We start from the raw sequence: 18244 nt of genomic DNA, 5'->3' as shown, positions 1-18244 counted from the left end.
GTCTTCCGCGAGCTGACCACCAGCGACGTGCCCGCCGTGGGTGCGGAGCGAATCGAGTCGGGGGTGGGCGCATGAGCGCAACGACCGATTCGAGGCCGCTGAGCGTCCCGCGCCCGGAGCGCGCCACGCCCGCCGACCGCCCGGAGCGGGCGGCGGCCTCGACCCCGCGCCTGCCCGCTACGGTCGGCCGGCCCCTGCTTGCGGTGTTCCGGCGGGAGTTCGCGAGCTACTTCGCGACGCCCCTGGCCGCGACGTTCCTGGTGATCTTCCTGTTCCTCACCGGGGCCTTCACCTTCCAACTGGGCGGGCTCTACGAGCGGGGCCAGGCGGACCTGCGTCCATTCTTCGGCTACCTGCCGTGGCTGTACCTGTTCCTGGTGCCGGCCATCGCCATGCGCCTGTGGGCCGAGGAGCGCCGCATCGGCACCGTCGAGTTGCTCGTGACCCTGCCGGTGCGCCTGAGCGATCTGGTGCTGGGCAAGTTCCTGGCGGCCTGGGCCTTCGCCTGCGTGGCCCTGGCCCTGACCTTCCCCCTGTGGATGACGGTCTCCTACCTCGGGGATCCGGACCATGGGGTGATCCTGGCCAGCTACCTCGGTGCGGCCCTGATGGCGGGCAGCTTCCTCGCGGTGGGCTCCTGCTTATCGGCCCTTTCGAAGAACCAGGTCGTGGCCTTCGTGGTCTGCGTGGTGGTCTGCCTGGGGCTGCTGCTGTCGGGCTTCCCCCTCGTGTTGGGCTTCCTCTCCGGCTGGGCGCCGGAATTCGTGGTCGACTCGGTCGCGGGTCTGAGCCTGTTGACCCACTTCGAAGCCCTGCAGCGCGGCGTCGTCGACCTGCGCGACGTGCTCTACTTCCTGGCCGTGATGGCCGGGGCGTTGTTCCTCAACGTGCTCGTCTTGGACTGGAAGAAGGCGGATTAGGAACGTGAATCGCCACAACGTCCTGTTCGGAGCGGCGGCGGTCGTCGTCGGCCTGCTCTCCACCAACGCCCTGTTCGATCGCACCCTCGGCTGGGCCCGAGCGGACTGGACCGCCGACCACCTCTACACCCTCGACGAGGGCACGCGGGAGCTGGTCAGCGGGCTGTCGGAGCCCGTGCGACTGCAGCTCTATTGGTCCGACACCTCGGCCAAGGAACTGCCCGCCTACCGGGCCCACGCCCAGCGCGTGCGCGAGTTCCTCGAGGAGCTGGTGTTGGCCTCGGACGGCAAGCTCAGCCTCGAGGTGCTCGACCCCGAGCCCTTCTCCGAGGCCGAGGACCAGGCCACCGCCGCGGGCCTCGCGGCCTTGCCCATCGACGGCACCGGAGCGGCCCTGACCCTGGGGTTGGTCGCCCACAACTCCGTCGACGAGAGCGAGTCGATCCCGTTCCTCGACCCGAGTGACGAGGCCCTCTTGGAGTACGAGGTCGCGCGCCTGATCTACGCGCTCGACCGGACCTCGCCGACCAAGGTGGCGTTGATCACGTCCCTACCCCTGGAGGGCGGGCCGGCCGATCCGATGGCCGCGCTCTCCGGCGGGCCTCCGCCGGAGCCGCCCTGGCAGGTGCTGACGCAGCTGCGCAAGGCGGCCGAGGTGGAGCTGGTCGCGCCCGACGCCGAGGCCCTGCCCGAGGACGCCGAGGTGGTGGTCCTGGCCCACCCGAAGGGGCTGTCCGACGGCCTCTTGCGCGCGATCGACGAGTTCGCCTTCGGCGGGGGCGACTTGATCGCCTTCGTCGACCCGCACTGCGAGGCGGTGGCCGGCGAGCCCGACCCCTTCAGTGGTTCGATGCCGGGACCGGAGTCCTCGGACCTGGGGCCGCTGCTCGAGGCCTGGGGCGTCGAGTTCGATCCGTCGCGCGTGGTCGGCGATCGCGCGCAGGCGCAGCGCGTGACCGTCCGCAATCGGCGGGGCGGGATCGAGCAGACCGACATGGTGACCTGGCCGCAACTGCGTGGCGATTCCCTGGCCGGCGACGACCCGCTCGTGGCGCGGCTCGAGGCGATCAACGTCGCCAGCGCGGGCTCCTTGCGGCTGCGGGACGGCGCGAAGGTGAAGCTCGAGCCGATCCTGACCACGTCCGACGACGCGGGCACCCTGCCCTCGGCGACGGTGGCGGGCTTCCCGGATCCGCGCGGGTTCGCGAGCGCCTTGGTCTCCGCGGATGGACCGCTGACCATCGCCGCGCGGCTGAGCGGGCAGATCGGGCGTGCCTTCGCCGCTGACGACGCCGGAGGCGATGGGGCCGAGGACGTCGATGGGGCCTCGGGCGAGCCCGAGACCGCAACGGCCGGTGGCATCGTGCTGGTCGCCGACGCCGATCTCCTGGCGGACAGGAACTGGATCCAGGAGCAGCGCTTCGGGCAGATGCTGCTCGGTTACGCCCGCCTGGCGGACAACGGGGACTTCCTGCTCAACGCGGTCGAGGCCCTGGGTGGCGACGGCGTCCTGTTGGGCCTGCGCGGCGGCGGGACGGGTCAGCGGTCCTTCGAGCGGGTCGAGGATCTGCGCCGCGATGCCGAGGCCAAGTACCAGGCGCGCGAGGCCGAGCTGCAAGGGGAGATCGGTGAGGCCCAGGCGCGGATCAACGAGTTGCAGCGCGAGAAGACGGGCGAGGACCAGATGATCCTCTCCGACGCGCAGGCCGCCGAGCTCGATCGGCTCCAGCAGGAGATGCTGGTGGCGCGCAAGGAGCTGCGCGCGGTCCGGCACGGGCTGCAGGAGGACATCGATCGACTGGGCCAACGACTGATGCTCGCCAACGTCCTGGGGATGCCGACCCTGGTCGCGCTCCTCACGGGCCTGTCCCTGTGGAGGCGTGGCCGACGCGCGGCGCGCAGCTGAGATCGACCCATGACACGCACCCAGCTCACCCTGATTGCCTGCCTGGCCGTCGCCGGCCTCCTGTGGTGGACCCATGACGACGGCGTGCACGCCGATCGCGAGCGCGCCCGGGAGGCCTTCCTGCCGGCCCTCGCCGAGGAGGTCAACGACGCCGCCGAGATCACCGTCACGGGCCCGAACGACGCGGTCGAACTGCAGCGCGTCGACGGCGTCTGGCGCGTCGCGTCGAAGTCCGGCTATCCGGCGCGCTTCGAGCCGGTGCGCGACCTCTTGATCGACCTCGCTCGCCTGAGCGATGCCGAGCCGCGCACGGCCCGGCCCGATCGCCACGGAGATCTGCAAGTGGCGGCCGAGGGCGAGGGCACGGGGACTCGCGTCGAGGTGCGCTCCGATGGGGGCGATGTCCTGGCCGACGTGTGGGTCGGCAAGAGCCAGTGGAGCCCCAGCGAGGCGGTCTACCTGCGCCGCGAGGGCGAGGACCAGGTCTGGTTGTGTGGCGGGAGCCTGCGACCCCAGGCCGGGGCTCGGACGTGGCTCGACATGCAGTTGGTCGCGCTGCCCGCAGCCAAGGTGCAGCGGGTGGTCATCTCGGGCGACCTCGAACTCGTGCTGGAGCGCGACGCCGACGGGGACCCGCGGCCTGTGGGGGGCGTCCCCGAAGGGCGTGAGCTGGAGCCCGCCGATCCCTTCACGCCCCTGTTCGGCCAGGCGGCGCGGATCAACTTCGACGACGTCACCCGGGCCGACGGCGAGCACACGGTCGGCGAGCCCCTGCGTCGAGTGCGCTTCGAGGCCGGCGATGGCGGTGCGGTGGTGCTCGAGCTGTGGCGCGGGGGTGATGGGGGCGGTCCTTGGGCGCGGCTGCACGCCGAGGCCAGCGAGGCTCCGCCGGCGCCGGTGGGCCCGCAGCCGGAATCGGATGGCGGCGCCGCGACAACCGAGTTGGTCGTGACAGCGGCCCAGGCCGAGTCCTGGAACGAGGCCTGGGAGCCCTGGGCGTTCCAGCTCCCCGCTTGGAAGGCCGAGGCCCTGCTCGCGACCTGGGAGGACTGGCTGGCGGAGCCGGCGGCGGCCGACGAGGTGGAGTCCGACGGGGCAACCGACAACTCGTAGCGCGCATCGCTGGCCGGTTCCGCGACCGCGGCGTCGCCGTTGCCGCGGACCTGTAGGCCGGTCCCGCTCAGCCTCCGATGGGGCCCGGGATCGCCGGCGAGTCGGTGCCCTCGGCCGCGAGCCGCGCGGCGAAGGTGCCCGGCAGGGGAGGCAAGCGCACGGACCAGCCGACCTGTGGCCCCGGGGGTGGGGGCAGGTCGACGGCGCTCAACGTGGCCCACGGGGCGCCCGGCTCGCACACCAGGACGGCACCGAAGTCCTCGGCTCGCACGAAGAGCTTGTTGGACTGGAACGCGTTGCGCTCGAACAGCATCTGGTTCGACAGGCTCAACGGCCCGGGCCCCGGCGGCAGGATCAACTCGAAGAAGATCCAGGCGTCGCGCACCTCGGCCTCGAAGCCGACCCAGTTCAGCGTGGCCCAAGAGCCGCCGGCGCTGCGGGCCAGGAAGGATTCGCGCGTCCAGGCCTCGAGCTGGGGGGCGACCTCGTCGGTGCGATCCAGGGACAGGCGGCGTCCCGCCCGCCGGCTGAGGGCCTGTTCCAACTCCAGCGCATCGATGCGGACCGCGACCTCGAACAGTCCCCGCTCGGGGCGCAGGTCCAGCTCGGCTTGGGTCTCGTGCCAGGGGTGACGCTCGTCACGCGGTAGGCGTTCGCACGGTGCCAGGCACAAAACCGCCGCCTCCGCCAACCACAGGCTCGTCAGCGCCAGGGCGCCCGCGAAGCTCACCGCCCGCCGACCGCGCCTTCACCGCCGTCGTCGACCGCTTCAGCGCCCTCCGCCGCTTCCGCACGGGCCTTCTCGGCCGCGCGCTCGAGCTGCATCGGGTTCTGCTTGTCCTTGTCCTTGAACAGCTCGAAGCGCGTGCGCACGGGCTGCTGCGGGAAGTGGTTGTCGGACGTGTCGACGTCGGCGGTCTCCTCGTGGGGGTCGAGCACGATGCTCTCGATGCGCGCCTCGGTCATCAGCAGCTTGGTCACGCGCAGGTCGTTCTGGCGCCAGATCTCGGCGGGGATCCGGACCTCCTGGACCAGACCACCCTCCAGGTGCAGTTCGAGAATCACCGGCATCACCAGCCCGCCGTGGTTGGCGATGGTGACCGCGGTGAAGTACGGCATCTCGCGCTCGATCAGCTCCCGCTCCCAGGGGTCGAGGCCCTCGATCAGGTCTGCGTAGGCCTGCTCGTCCTGATAGGTGACGGCGAACTCGTCGTAGCTGTTGTAGAAGTCGAGCAGCTCCGGATAGCGATCCGAGCGCTTGGCCAGGGCCGCGTTGCGCTGCTCGCCCAGGGTCTCGGGCCGGGCCTCGTCCTCGGCGCGGTCGCGCGCCTTGGCGATCTGCGGGTCACCGGGGTCCAGGGTGAACTCCTCGACGCCTACGATCCCCAGGTTGACGTGGTCGGTGGTGTAGAACCAGCCGCGCCAGAACCAGTCCAGGTCGACCGCGGAGGCGTCCTCCATGGTGCGGAACAGGTCCGCGGGCTGGGGCCGCTTGGAGGCCCAGCGCCGGGCGTACTCGCCGAAGGCGAAGTCGAACAGCTCGCGCCCCATGACCGTCTCGCGCAGCACGTTCAGGGCCGTGGCCGGCTTGGCGTAGGCGTTGTTGCCGAACTGCAGCAGGGTCTCCGAGTTGGTCATGATCGGCACCTGGTTGGCGCTCGACATGTACCCGGTGATGTTGCGCGGCTCGCCGCGGCGCGAGGGGTAGTCCGGCTCCCACTCCTGCTCGGCCAAGTACTGGACGAAGGTGTTCAGCCCCTCGTCCATCCAGGTCCACTGGCGCTCGTCCGAGTTGATATACATCGGGAACCAGTTGTGGCCGACCTCGTGGATGACCACGGAGATCAGGCCGTACTTGGTGCGCGCCGAGTAGGTCCCGTCCTCCTCGGGTCGCGGCCCGTTGAAGCAGATCATCGGGTACTCCATGCCGCCCACGGGCCCGTTGACGCTGATCGCCACCGGCCAGGGGTAGGGCACCGCGAACTTGGAGTAGACCTCGAGGGTGTGGGCCACGGCGTGGGTCGAGTAGCGGCTCCACAGGGGCTCACCCTCGCCCGGGAAGTAGGACATGGCCAGCACGCGGCGGCCGTCGATGTCCACGCCCATCGCGTCCCAGGCGAACTTGCGTGAGCTGGCCCAGGCGAAGTCGCGCACGTTCTCGGCGGCGAACTTCCAGGTGGCCGTGCCGTCCGCGCGCTCCTGCTCGTTGGCGTCGGCTTCGGCCGGCGTGATGACCAGTACCGGCGCGTCGGAGCGCTCGGCCTCGGCCAGTCGCTGGCGCTGCTGCGCCGTCAGCACCTCGTCCGGGTTCTGCAGCACCCCGGTGGCCGCCACCACGTGGTCGGCGGGCACGGTGATCTCGACCTGGTAGTCCCCGAACTCGAGCGTGAACTCGCCGCGGCCCAGGAACTGCTTGTGTTGCCAGCCGTTGACGTCGGTGTAGGCCGCCAGGCGCGGGAACCAGTGGGCCACCTCGAAGATCCAGTTGCCGTCGTCCTCGAAGTACTCGGCGGCGGCCCGTGCCCAGACCTCCCTGGAGTCGTTCATGACGAAGGTCCAGTCGATCTCGAACTCGGTCCGGGCCCCGGAGGCCAGCGGTTGGGGCAGGTCCACCCGCATCATCGTGTCGACGACCGTGTGCGTGAGGGCCGCGCCGGCGCCGTCGCGCACGGCCAGCACGTCGATGCCGCCCTCGAACTCGTCGCGCGCCAGCATCGCGCGCATCGTTCCGAAGCCCTCCTTCGCGAGCCCCGAGTTCTCCTCCACGAGGGCGCCGTGGCTGTCGGGCGAGTACAGGTTGTTCTCGAGCTGGACCCAGAGGTAGCGCAGCTCGTCGGGCGAGTTGTTGGTGTAGGTGATCCGCTCCGAGCCTGTGAAGCGACGGCTGTCCTCGTCGAGGCTGATCTCGATGGCGTAGTCGACCTTCTGCTGCCAGTACTCGTGCCCCGGTGCACCCGATGCGTTGCGGTAGGCGTTGGGGGTCGGCAGGACCTCCTCGAGTTGGCGGAACACGTCCTTGCCCGAGCGCGCGGGCGGCGCTTCGCCGACGCCCTGGGCGATGGCGAAGCCCTGGACCGCGACGGCGGCGGCGGCGGTCAGGACCAGGCGACGGAGGGCGAGGGGACGCGGGAGGGAGACTGATTGCACGGCGATCACGGTGGCTGGGGGTCGAGGGCGCGTACCGGGGGGTAGCGAGGGGAGATCTTCCTCGGCTCCGGCACTGCGGTCCAGCCTCCCATGGCCTGGCGGTAGGATCGCGCCCCGCCCGGCGGCGCCCTCCCGCTCCGAAAACACCCAGCGACCCCTATGGAACCCACGCGAACCCTGCTCGGCCTGCTCCTGCTCTCGCCCGCCCTGACCGCCGCCTGCGCCCTGCCGCAGCCCGCGGCGGTCGTCGCCGACGTCGAGCCGACGGTGTTCGAGCCCCGCGCCAACGCGCGGACGGACGTGCTGCGGGCCCCGGGCCTGCCGCAGTTCCCCTCCATCGATCCGACCGGTCAGTGGATCGCCTTCAGCCACGCCGGCGACCTCTGGGCGGTGCCCGCCGCCGGTGGCGTGGCCTCGCGGCTGACCGCACACCCCGCGCGCGAGGGCCGCTCGGCCTTCGCGCCCGACGGGCGCCGCCTGGCCTTCGAGTCCAATCGCGACGGCGCCACGAACCTCTACGTGGTGGACCTGGAGCAGCAGGGCGGCCGCTTGATCGCCGGTGAGCCGCGGCGAGTCACGAGCACCGACCGCAGCGAGTCCCTGGGTGGCTTCACGGGCGACGGGAGCGCGCTGCTCTTCGCCAGCTCCCGCGAGCCGGGGCTCTACCGCGCCTCGCGCATGTTCCGGGTCGGCATCGATGGCGGGCCGATCACGCGCTTGACCGACGCCTTCGGCTCCGAGCCCCACCAGGGCGCGGACGGGCGCGTGGTCTTCCGCCGCGGCCGCGACCTCTACGAGCGCCCGCGCTACCGCGGCCCCGGAGCGCCCGAACTGTGGTCCCTCGACCTCGCCAGCGGCGCCTTCGAGGTCCTGGCGCCCTCCGACGCGAGCGAGCACGCCGGCTTTCCGACCCCGGACGGCGGCCTGGTCTTCGTGTCCAGCCGCAGCGGCTCGAACCAGGTCTGGCGCACCGACGCCGCGGGCCGCACCGAAGCCCTGACGAATTTCGTCCCGGCGCCCGGCGAGCCGACCATCGGCCACGGCGTGCGCGACCTGGACGTCTCGGTCGACGGCAAGCACGCGGCCTTCGCCGTCTGGGATCGGATCTACACCCTCGACCTCGGCCAGGCGGACGCGGCTCCCCGGGTCGTGGCCATCGCCCTGTCCGTAGACGACAGCGAGGCGGACGTCGACGTCGTGGACCTCGCGCGCGAGGTGGACGAGAGCGCCGTCTCGCCCGACGGGGCCACGGTCGCGGTGGTCGCCCGCGGTGAGGTCCTGGTGCGCGCCACCGCGGAGGATCGGCCCACGCGGCGCATCACCGACAGCGTCTCGCGAGAGGCGGACGTGGCCTGGTCGCCGGACGGCGCGACCCTCTACTTCGTCTCCGACGAGAGTGGCCGCAAGGGCATCTACACCGCGCGTGTGGCCCTGGCGCGCCAGGACCTCGAGCCCGCGGAGGCCCCGGAGAGCGCGGCGGAGGAGTCCGACGACGAAGCGGCGGAGTCGGAAGCCGGCGATACGTCTTCGGATACGGAGGTCGACGTGGACGTCGAGGGCACCGAGCCGGAATCGGACGCGACGACCGAGGATGAAGGGGATGGGGACGAGGCGGAGTCCGACGAAGACGACGAGCCCGAGGGCCCGACCCCCGGCGAGCGCTGGGCCCAAGCCTTGACCTTCACCGTCGAGCCCCTGGTGCTCGATCCCGACGTCCACCTCTGGCACCCCCTGCCCTCGCCCGACGGTCGCTCGCTGCTGTACCTGCGCGAGCGCGGCGACATGGTGCTGATGGACCTGGCCAGTGGCGCCTCGCGCACCCTGCTCGGGAACTGGGACGAGCCCGAGGTCGAGTGGGCCGCCGACTCCCGCCACCTGGTCTATGCGGTCAGCGACCTGGACTTCAACGGCGACGTGTGGATCGGCGACGTGGGGCCGGCGGACGCCGTCGACTGGACCTTCGAGCCGGTCAACGTCACGCGCCATCCGGACATCGACCACGAGCCGCGCCTGTCGGCGGACGGCAAGGTGCTGGTGTTCCTGTCCGAGCGCGCCGGTGAGAACTTCGAGTGGGACGTGTGGCGCGTCTACCTGGATCGCTCCCTCGAGGGCCTCTCCCAGTACGAGCTCGCCGAGCACTTCGAAGAGGCCGAGAAGGCCTTCGCCAAGCGTGGCGCCATCGACGAGGACACCGAGCAGCCCGAGCCCTTCGAGCTGGACCTCGACGACGCCTGGCTACGCGCCCGGCGCCTGACCAGCTTGCCCGGCTCCGAGTCGAACCTCGGCATCAGCCCCGGTGGCTCCAAGGTCGTGTTCACGGGCTCCGTGGGCGAGGACAGCGGTCTGTGGTCGATCGGTGCCGATGGGGACGAGCGCGAGAAGGTCGTCGGCGGCAGTCCCGGCAACGTGCGCTTCAGCCCGGACGGCAAGCAGATCGCCTTCGTCGAGGGCGGTCAGGCCAAGCGCGTCAAGGCCGACGGCGGCAAGGCCGAGACCTTCGACATCGACGCGCGCGCGCGCTTCGAGATTGCGGCCCAGCAACGTCAGAAGTTCCTCGAGGCGGCCGGCGTGCTGGAATTCGCCTTCTACCACCCGACCCTCAAGGGCCTGGACTGGGGTGCGTTGACCCAGCGCTACCTGACCCTGGCGCAGGGCACACGGACCTCGGACGAGTTCAATCGCGTGGGCACGATGCTCTTCGGCGAGTTGGACGGCTCGCACCTGGGCATCTTCGGCGGCGATGCCTTCCGCGCGCCCTCCCAGGACACCGGCTACCTGGGCGTCGACATCGAGCCCGTCGTGGGCGGCTTCGAGGTCACCGAGGTGATCCTCGGTGGTCCGGCCGACCGGGAGGCGAGCCGCATCGAGGCCGGCGAGGTGATCGTGTCGATGGCGGGTCGGGCCCTGGCGCCCCTGGGCAGCCTGCCAGAGCGGGACCTCTACACGGTGCTCGAGGGGACCGAGGGAGCCGAGCTGCTCCTGGGCGTGCGCGGTGTCGACGGCACCGTGCGACAGCTCGTGATCGAGCCGATGTCCTACACAGCCGAGCGCGACCTGCGCTACGAGCATGACGTGCTCGCCAGGCGCGACGACGTCGAGCGCCTCTCGGGCGGACGCCTGGGCTACCTCCACATCCGCGGCATGAGCATGCGCTACGTGCGCGACTTCGAGCGCGACCTCTACGCTGCCGCCCACGGCAAGGACGGGCTCTTGATCGACGTGCGGGACAACGGCGGTGGGTCGACCACCGACATCCTGTTGGCCTCGCTGACGGCGCCGAACCACGCCTTCACCGTGCCCCGCGGCGCGGATCCGGCCAGCGTTCCGACCGACGCCTACCCGCGCGATCGGCGCCTGATCTACGGCTACTCGCGTCCGATCGCCGTGTTGATCAACGAGAACTCCTTCTCGAACGCGGAGATCTTCGCCCACTCGATCCGGACCATCGGTCGCGGGCGCTTGATCGGCACCCAGACCTTCGGCGGCGTCATCTCCACCGGCGCCGCGCAGTTGATCGACGGCACCGTCGTGCGCCGTCCGTTCCGCGGCTGGTACCTGCCCGACGGCACGGACATGGAGCACCACGGTGCGCTGCCCGACGTGGACGTGCCGCGCACGCCGACCGACGAAGCCGCTGGCGTCGACGCCCAGCTCGAAGCGGCGGTCGCAGCGCTCTTGGCCGACATCGACGCGGGCAAGTAGGCGCGGCGATCGAGCAGGCGCGGCGAGGGGGGGCGCGGCCGCGCCGCGCTCCCCTCAGTCGCGCGTTCCAGCGAGGGCTTCGAGCACGACCGGCGCCAGTCCGCCGGCCAGGATCTGATGACCCTCCGCCGAGGGATGGAAGTGGTCGAGGAACAACTGGTCGGGGTCCGGGCGCTCGACCTCGTCCCACTTGAACAGGTCGCGCCCGTCCACGAGCGGCACGTCCAGGCGCTCGGCGGCGGCCTCGAGCTGCTTGGTGTACTTCAGGCAGAAGGGCGACTCGACCTCGTACACCCGCTGCCTGGGCATCGACAGCAGCACCGGGATCGCGCCCGCGGCGCGGATCTCGCCCACGAACTCGTCCAGGTAGGCGCCGAAGTCCTCGGGGGCAACGCGACGGGTTCCGGGCCAGTCGAGGGCGCCCTGGCCGCCCACGTGTTGCTCGGCCTTGACCCAGGCCTCGTACTTGGCGATCCGATCGGCCTCGCGGCCGCCGAGCAGGTCGTCGCGCACGTAGTGGGCGAGTTGCACCAGCTTGGAGTTGGCGCGCAGCACGTCGGTCTTGGAGAAACCGACGCCCTTCTGATGGGCGATCTTCGGGCGGTCGGGCAGCCCCTGGGCGGGATAGAGCTCGTTGACGGCGCCGAAGGCCAGGACGACCACGTCGGGCGAGTAGACCGACAGCTTGCGGAAGCGCTCCAGGCCCTGGGCGATGGTGTAGCCGATCACGCCGCCGGCGATGGTCTCGGCGTCGAGGCCGGCGCCGCGCAGGTTCTGTTCCAGTTGAGCCGTGTAGCACTCGTCGTAGGCGACCTTCATCCCGAACGAGGACGAGTCGCCGAGGGTCAGCACGCGCACCACGCCGTCGGGCTTGGCGACCTCGCGCTCGGGCCCTCGGAAGCCCGCGCTGTTGACGAACTCGCCCGGGGCCATGGGGATCTCGGCGCCGGGCCGCGGCTCCCAGAGGGTCCCGATGGTGATCTGGTGCAGGCCGCGCCCGCTCTTCATCTGGGCATCGAGTTCGTTGCCCCAGACGGCGTAGACCGGGTCGGGTTCTTCGTTGCTGAAGCCGACGACGCGCAGCAGCAGCTCGCTGCCGAGGACCATCACCGCCAAGGAGATGGAGGAGACGAGCAGGGCGCGACGGGCCTTCGAGGGGGTCGGTCGATCGGTCATGGGGGAGATGATGCGGGGCTGGGGCGCCATCTATACGGTTTCACGGCGAATCAGGGAGGGTAGTGCAGGTCGATCGACCCCGCGAGTCGGTCGTCGGCGGAGCGCGGCGCTATCGTTGGGCCCATGCACAGCCACACCCCCCCGACCGCATGGCGTCGCTCGTTCCGGACCCGGTCGCTCACCACACTTGGCTGCTTGGCCCTGAGCGGGCCGGCCTGGGGCGCGGATCTGACCCTCGACGGGGCCTCGTCGATCGAGGTCACGTACGGAACGTCCTTCGTGGCCCAGGTCAGCGGAGCGCCGGGCTCGATCGCGGCCATCTACTACGACGTGGATCCGGGCCCCACGACGATCGCGGGGGTCGCGGTACCGCTGGGCCTGACGCCGGCGCTGGGCCAACTGGTGCTCGGCAGCACCGACGGCGCCGGAGTCCTGGCGACCCTGGGCATCGTGCCTGACGCGCCGGTGTTGAGCGGGCTCCAGGTGCACTTCGCGGGCCTGGTGCTCGACGCGGCCGAACCGCTCGGGCTCGCTGTGACGCCAGGCGCGCTGCTCACGGTGGTGCCGCCCGTCGGCGCCGGTCAGGACCAGGCCACCTTCGTCGAGGCGGCCGTCGTGCTCGACGGCGGCGACGCAGCGGACCCCGACGGCCTGGTCCCCGCCGGAACCACACTGCTGTGGGAGCTGACCTCCGCGCCCCCCGGCAGCGGCGCGACGATCGCCAACGCCGACGGCCTCTTCGGCGTGCTGGTGCCCGACCTGCCGGGAACCTACGGCGCGCGGTTGCGGGTCAGCGCGGGTGGCGTCGAGACGGTGGACGAGACCCTCGTGCAGGCCTTCCGGCTCGACACCACGCCGGCTCTCGACGGCACCTGGGTCGCGGGGCCGGGCCTGAACGTGTCGGGCCTCGTCGCCGGACCCGTAGCCGGTGCAGGCTTGACGCTCGACGGCAACGCACTCGCCCTGGGACCGGGCGGCGCCTTCGCGTCACAGTTCGTCGCCTTCGATCCCGCGGCGGCCTTCGAGCCGCTGCTGTTCGAGTTGACCACTGCGGGTGGCCAGGTGGCGCGCAAGCGCGTGACCGTCGGCCAGGGCCTGGCCCTCCCGCTCACGGCCGGCGCGGCGGGTCAGCTCTCGGCGCACCTCGCTCCGGCGGGCTTGCAGATGGTCGCCCAGGCCGGCGAACAGGAGCTGCTGGCGGCGGATCTGGATGCTCTGCTGCTCGGCCTGCCGGCGACCCAAGTCGCGAACAACGAGGGGCTGTGGGGCTTCACCATCTTCTCGGCCACGGTCAAGTTCACCTCGGTCAGCTTCGGCCAGGACATCGACCTGCAGCTCGTGCCCCAGTCGGGCAGTCTGCTCGGCTTGGTCAAGGTCAAGAACGTCCACGCCACCTTCGACGTCTGGGGCGACCTGCTCGAGATCCCCTACAACCTGACCGGATCGATCGACTCCAGCTCGACGGACCTCTCGGCCCTGATGGTGCTGTCGGTGCAGAACGGTGAGATCGTCGTCGATCTGCAGAACCCGACTGTGGTGCGGAACGGCTTCAACTTCGACCTCGACGGCTTCCTCGGCTCCGTGGCCGAGCTCTTCATCATCGAGGACTGGGTCAAGGAGCAAGTGGAGAGCGCGGTGGCCGATTCACTCAGCGCCGAGATGGGGCCGGCGATCGAGGAGATCCTCAACTCCTACGAGCTCAGCGGCAACCTGTTCGAGACGCTCGAGGTCGACGTGCAGATCGACGCCGACTTCGCCAGCGTCCAGCAGACGTCGGGCGGGGTCACCTTACGGATGAACGGCGCCGCGGCGGCCCTGTCCTCGGAGCCTGGCTCGCCGGTGGTGACGGTCTACCCGGCGACCTTCGGCAGCGGTCCGGCCTTCGGTGCCCTGAGCCCGAACGGCCAGGTCTACACCGCGGGCCTGGCGGCCTCGGCGGGCTTCCTGAACCTGGTGCTCTGCGCCTCGACCGCCGCGGGGCTGTTGGACGGCGACCTGGCGGAGTTGGTCGATCCGGCCCTGCTCGGGGGCCAACCTGGCGAGCAGCTCACCGTCGACGCCCTCCAGGTGCTGTTCCCCGGCGCCGGCTTCGATCGCTTTCCGGTCGGCACGCCGGTCGAGATGCGCGCGGAGGGCAGCCTGGCGCCGCGCGTGCGCGCGACACCCGGGAGCGCGAACTTGGGCACGATCGACCTGGCCGGTCTGGTGGTCGAGTTCCGCGTGGCCGGGGCCGATGCGCCGATTCCGGTGTTGCGCCTGGTGCTCGACGCCAGCGCCGACCTGGGCCTCACGATCCAGGCCGACGGGACCTTGTCCGCGGCTCTGACGGGTGAGCAGGTCACCGGCTTGGTGGTGGGGTCCTTCCCCGGCGGGGACTTGACCGTGCTGCAGGTGGGGCTCGACTTCCTGGCCGGCTTCCTGGTGCCCCAGTTGGCGGCGGTGCTGGGGCAGGTGCCCCTGCCCTCGCTGGAGTCCGCGGGACTTTCTCTCACGCCGACCGAGGTCAGCCTGGGTGGACCGCTCCAGGACCACGTCGGCTTCTACGGCGACCTCGAGCTCGTCCCCATCGAGCAGCAGTGATCAGGGCGCCTGCCAGGCCGCGCCGTTCGTCAGGCGCGCCTGGCCGGCGGTCAGCACGTAGCACTGCAAGTGCAGGGTCAGCCCAGAGGGCGCGCCGCTGACCTGCAGGTTCACGTTCAAGACGCCCGATCCGCCGACGCTGCCGAGGTAGACGGTCTGCAGGGTGGCCAGGTGCGGCCACAGGTCACCCGCAGCGCCGAAGGGCACCGGCGGGATGCCCGGCACGCCCGCGTAGCCCAACCACACGGCGCTGCTCGGTGACGCGCCCGTGGAGCTGGCGAAACTACTGCCGGCGAGTGGCGTGACCACCAGGGTCGGCGAGCCCGGGCTCGGCACCAGGCCGAGGCTCTCCCACACGTCACCGCCGGTGACCGTCTCGCTGGAGTGGGCCACGCGGTAACCCGGCGCGGTGGCGGCCACCGGATAGGTGCCGGCCGGCAGGGGGAACTCCCAGTAGCCGTCCGACGCGGAGGTCGTGAAGGTCCCGTCTGACAGGGCCACGGTGCCGCCCGCGATGCGCGCGCCGATGCCGAGGGTCGCGTCGTAGAGCACGCCCTTGAGCGTGCCGCTGGTGCCGACGCCTCCGCTCAACTTGCCGTCCACGTCCGCACGCAGCGCGGGCAGCTCGGCGTAGAGCGAGTCGCCGGGGCAGGCGGTGGCACTCACGTCGCGGTGGCCGTAGAGCGTCTGCTCGACGGCACCCAGGCCCGCGTAGAAGGCCGAGCCCGTGGGATCGATGCCCTGCTGATCGCACTTCCAGGCGGCCAACTCGCCGAAGGCCTCGAGCAGCGCCGCAGTGGGGGCGTTGTTCACCGGCGGATGGAAGTAGCCCATCACGCACACGCCCATCGAACCGCAGTTCTTGCCGTCGTGGGCGCCCTTGACGTCGTCGCCGCCGGCGCGCCCCTCGAAGATCCAGCCCTGCTTGGAGATCAGGTAGTTGTAGCCAACGTCACACCAGCCGTTGGTGAACATGTGGTAGGCCTGGATCGACTGGACGTTCGCCGCCGCTTGGGACCAGGTCGAGGCCTGGAAGTCCGCCGACGAGGCCGAGTGGTGCAGGGCCACGTGGGTCGTGTTGCAGTAGCTCACGCCGCACTGGGGCGCGAGGGCTCCCCAGCTCGCGCGGTCGTAGATGAAGGGCTTCGGATAGCCCGCGCCGGCCGCGACGGGTAGGGGCGTCGGCTGCAGCGGCGTGGCTCCCGGGCCGATCCAGACGACGGTCAGGCCGCTCAACGTGGTCGGGCCAACCAGGGTCAATCGCGCGCCCGCCGCCGGGCCTCCGTAGGCGTGGGTGAGCCCGGACACCGATGCGGCGCCGGCGGGCCGGTCCAGACCGACGACATCGGGGGCGAGGTCGTGGGCGGCGACGATCGGCTGGACCCCGAGCCCCGCTCCGTTCGGATCCAGCAACTCGAACCAGGCCTCCCCGAGATCCCCCCGCCACCAAAGGCCGAGGGAGCGCGCCGGCAGGGGCGCGTCCAACTCCAACTCGATCGACTCGCCCGCGGCCAGGCGCAGCCCCTCGAGGGGAGTGGTTGCGATCGGCAGGCCTTGCGCCACCGCGGGGGCGGCCAAGACGGCCGACGCGAAGGTCGCCGTGGCAACACCGACAGCCGCGAGGCGGACAGGGACGACGAGGCGGACAGCGGCCAGGTGGACAGCGGCGAGGATCTCCAGCTTCATGCCGGCGATCCTACGCCGCGATCGGTCAGCGGTGTTCGTGATCGGTGTGTCCGTCGCCCGCGTTCCCCGCGGCGGGGGCCCCCGGCGTCGTCAAGCCGCGCGCCGTGACCTCGAGGGCCAGCATGGCGTAGGCCGTGGCCAGGACCGGGTTGCCCTCCCACCATCGCGGGCTGTTGGCGTTGATCCACGATCCGTCGAGGCGCTGCATCGCCGTCAAACGGCCGGCCAGCTCCTCGCGCCAGTCGTGCGCCACGCCCGCGCCGTCCACCACCTGCTCTTGACCATAGGTGTCGAGGGCCTTGGACATGGAATAGAAGTAGTAGTAGAGGCCCTGGTAGGGCGCTGACGGATCGCTACCGATGGCGAAGCCCGGGTTGATGTCGAGGGTGTAGTTCTCCGTGAGCCACTTCCAAGCCATCTCGACACGCGGGTCGTCCTTCGGCAGGCCGGCAAAGAGGTAGCCGCGCAGCAGGGCATAGGTCATCGAGCCGTAGGAGCGCGGGATCTTGGTCCCGTCCGCCAGCTCGACGAAGCCGGCTTTCGACTCGCCCGGCGCGTAGCCCGCGCCGCCGTCGTTGCCGGGCCGCACCGTGTCCCCGTCGACGACCAGCACGAGGTCGTTGCTCTCGCTGCGGTTCTGGGTGCGCTGCAGGAAGATCAGGGCCTTCTTGTAGGCCTCGTCGCCCTCTTCGACGCCGGCCGCTGCCAAGGCCTCCAGGGCGAGCTGGAGGTTGGAGAGGTCGGGGCGTTCGTCGCCGCCGTAGCCGACGCCGCCGTAGTAGCGATCCGACGGTCCATAGCCCTCACCCTCGTCCGCCTGCAGTGCCAGCAGGAACTCGCGCGCCCCCTCGACCAGGGGCACGTCCTGGGTGCGGCCGGCACGCGTCAGCGCCAGGACGGAAGCCGACGTCACGTAGTTCGCCATGGCGCCCGCGTGGATCGAACCATCCTTCTGCTTCAATCCGCGCAGGTAGTCGAGGCCCTTGTTGATCGCCGACTCGACCTCGACCCCGCGCGGCTCGGGCGTCGTCAGGAGCGCACCCACGACCATTGCGGTGATACCCGGGTCGGTCTGACCCAGCGCGCCCCACAGGCCGTCTGCATTGGAATTCGCGACGAGGAAACCGGCGCCGCGGGCCAGGCCCTGGCGCGCCTGCTCGTTGTCGACGCTCCGGGCGGCGGGCAGGGGCACGGGCTCGACTGGCGCGGCCTTGGGCTCGGCGGCCTTGACCGCGTCGTGGTAGCCGGAGAGCTCCCAGACGTTCTTGGCCGTGGTCAGGGTGCGACCGCCGTAGCCCTCCCAGAAGCCCGCCTTGTCCCGTTGGGCGAGCAGGTTGTTCGCCATGCGCGCCGCCGTCGCGGCGTCCGTGGCCGCGGGGTGCGGTGCCTCGACCGACGCCAGACCGAGGAAGGCCCGCGCGCGTCCGAACATGGCGAGGGCCGGCTCCTCGTCGATCAGGGACAGGGTCTGGGCCACCGCCAGGGTCTGGGCGAGCACCTGGTGCGGGGCGGCGTCGGCGTCGGCCACGGCGCCGTCCGGGCGTTGCCTGGTGAGCAGGGCGTCGAGCGCCTTGGTCAGGAAGGGCCCGTCCGAGACGTGGTAGCCCCGCGGGCTGCCGATGAAGGCGCGCACCACCCAGGCCGTGGTTTCAACGTCGCCGTAGGCCCCAGTGGTCAGGTCCTGCTGGGCGCGGAGCCAACGCAGGGATGCGTCGATCTCGGACTTCAGGCCCTCGGCCGTGGCCTCGACCGCCCCCTGCGGCGGCGCGCCAGCGGTCGGAAGACCGGCGGGCGCAGCGGCTGAGGACAGGGTCGGGCTGGCGAGGGCGGCGAGGAGCAGGGCGGCGATCATCGTCTGCGGGTACGGCGGAGGGCCGGCGTCGTTGGGAAGGGGCGGGAGCTGGGATCCCGGAGTCCGACATCAACGCCCGATCGTCGATCGGGTTCAACCCCTCCCGCGCGCGATTTGTGGGGCGACCGGGTCCTCGGTTCGGGGGCGTCTGCCACCCTTCCC

General features: G+C 71.2%; 10 protein-coding genes. 5 read left to right on the top strand and 5 right to left on the bottom strand.

Annotated features, from left to right (window positions below; translation table 11 throughout):
- Positions 1-71: 71 nt before the first annotated feature.
- Genes Pla133_RS15575 through Pla133_RS15565 form a run of 3 tightly spaced genes read left to right on the top strand, consistent with a single transcriptional unit; the run spans position 72 to position 3939 of the window.
- The gene (locus Pla133_RS15575; protein ID WP_145066845.1) at positions 72-920 is read left to right on the top strand and encodes an ABC transporter permease; all 849 of its coding nucleotides are present in this window, start codon (positions 72-74) and stop codon (positions 918-920) included.
- A gap of 4 nt (positions 921-924) precedes the next feature.
- A complete protein-coding gene (locus Pla133_RS15570) occupies positions 925-2826 on the top strand; it encodes a Gldg family protein (protein WP_419191579.1) in 1902 nt (633 codons plus the stop codon).
- Between the two features lie 9 nt (positions 2827-2835).
- Positions 2836-3939: a DUF4340 domain-containing protein gene (locus tag Pla133_RS15565; protein ID WP_145066841.1), complete on the top strand. Its 1104-nt coding sequence runs from the start codon at positions 2836-2838 to the stop codon at positions 3937-3939.
- A 67-nt stretch (positions 3940-4006) separates the two neighbouring features.
- Here Pla133_RS15565 and Pla133_RS15560 read toward each other — a convergent pair whose 3' ends face one another.
- Together Pla133_RS15560 and Pla133_RS15555 are read right to left on the bottom strand one after the other, a co-directional pair.
- Complete coding sequence (locus Pla133_RS15560; protein ID WP_145066839.1) at positions 4007-4669, bottom strand: DUF6702 family protein; 663 nt, start codon at positions 4667-4669, stop codon at positions 4007-4009.
- Positions 4666-7086, bottom strand: coding sequence for a M1 family metallopeptidase (locus Pla133_RS15555; protein WP_419191578.1), 2421 nt, complete (start codon positions 7084-7086; stop codon positions 4666-4668). The genes Pla133_RS15560 and Pla133_RS15555 overlap by 4 nt, the downstream gene beginning before the upstream one ends.
- Positions 7087-7245: 159 nt before the next feature.
- Here Pla133_RS15555 and Pla133_RS15550 point away from each other — a divergent pair, with 159 nt between their 5' ends.
- Entirely contained in the window at positions 7246-10788 is a 3543-nt protein-coding gene (locus Pla133_RS15550) for a S41 family peptidase (RefSeq protein WP_145066837.1), read from the top strand.
- A gap of 54 nt (positions 10789-10842) precedes the next feature.
- Here Pla133_RS15550 and Pla133_RS15545 read toward each other — a convergent pair whose 3' ends face one another.
- Positions 10843-11964, bottom strand: a complete 1122-nt coding sequence (locus tag Pla133_RS15545; protein WP_419191577.1) for an SGNH/GDSL hydrolase family protein — start codon at positions 11962-11964, stop codon at positions 10843-10845.
- A gap of 123 nt (positions 11965-12087) precedes the next feature.
- Here Pla133_RS15545 and Pla133_RS15540 point away from each other — a divergent pair, with 123 nt between their 5' ends.
- On the top strand, positions 12088-14544 hold the full coding sequence (locus Pla133_RS15540) for a hypothetical protein (RefSeq protein ID WP_145066833.1): 2457 nt from the start codon (positions 12088-12090) through the stop codon (positions 14542-14544).
- Here Pla133_RS15540 and Pla133_RS15535 read toward each other — a convergent pair whose 3' ends face one another.
- Together Pla133_RS15535 and Pla133_RS15530 are read right to left on the bottom strand one after the other, a co-directional pair.
- A complete protein-coding gene (locus Pla133_RS15535; protein ID WP_145066831.1) occupies positions 14545-16230 on the bottom strand; it encodes an N-acetylmuramoyl-L-alanine amidase in 1686 nt (561 codons plus the stop codon).
- 25 nt (positions 16231-16255) lie between these two features.
- On the bottom strand, positions 16256-18082 hold the full coding sequence (locus tag Pla133_RS15530) for a prenyltransferase/squalene oxidase repeat-containing protein (protein ID WP_145066829.1): 1827 nt from the start codon (positions 18080-18082) through the stop codon (positions 16256-16258).
- Between the last annotated feature and the right edge of the window lie 162 nt (positions 18083-18244).

It is taken from the genome of Engelhardtia mirabilis (genome assembly GCF_007748095.1).
Lineage (GTDB): Bacteria > Planctomycetota > UBA1135 > UBA1135.
The sequence above is the reverse complement of the archived record's forward strand: the minus strand, read 5'-3'. Positions and strand labels throughout refer to the sequence as shown.

Excerpts from the sequence above, each read along its gene's own strand:
- Pla133_RS15565 (WP_145066841.1), top strand. The coding sequence starts at position 2,836 with ATGACACGCACCCAGCTCACCCTGATTGCCTGCCTGGCCGTCGCCGGC.
- Pla133_RS15535 (WP_145066831.1), bottom strand. The coding sequence starts at position 16,230 with ATGAAGCTGGAGATCCTCGCCGCTGTCCACCTGGCCGCTGTCCGCCTC.
- Pla133_RS15545 (WP_419191577.1), bottom strand. The coding sequence starts at position 11,964 with ATGACCGATCGACCGACCCCCTCGAAGGCCCGTCGCGCCCTGCTCGTC.
- Pla133_RS15575 (WP_145066845.1), top strand. The coding sequence starts at position 72 with ATGAGCGCAACGACCGATTCGAGGCCGCTGAGCGTCCCGCGCCCGGAG.
- Pla133_RS15550 (WP_145066837.1), top strand. The coding sequence starts at position 7,246 with ATGGAACCCACGCGAACCCTGCTCGGCCTGCTCCTGCTCTCGCCCGCC.
- Pla133_RS15540 (WP_145066833.1), top strand. The coding sequence starts at position 12,088 with ATGCACAGCCACACCCCCCCGACCGCATGGCGTCGCTCGTTCCGGACC.
- Pla133_RS15530 (WP_145066829.1), bottom strand. The coding sequence starts at position 18,082 with ATGATCGCCGCCCTGCTCCTCGCCGCCCTCGCCAGCCCGACCCTGTCC.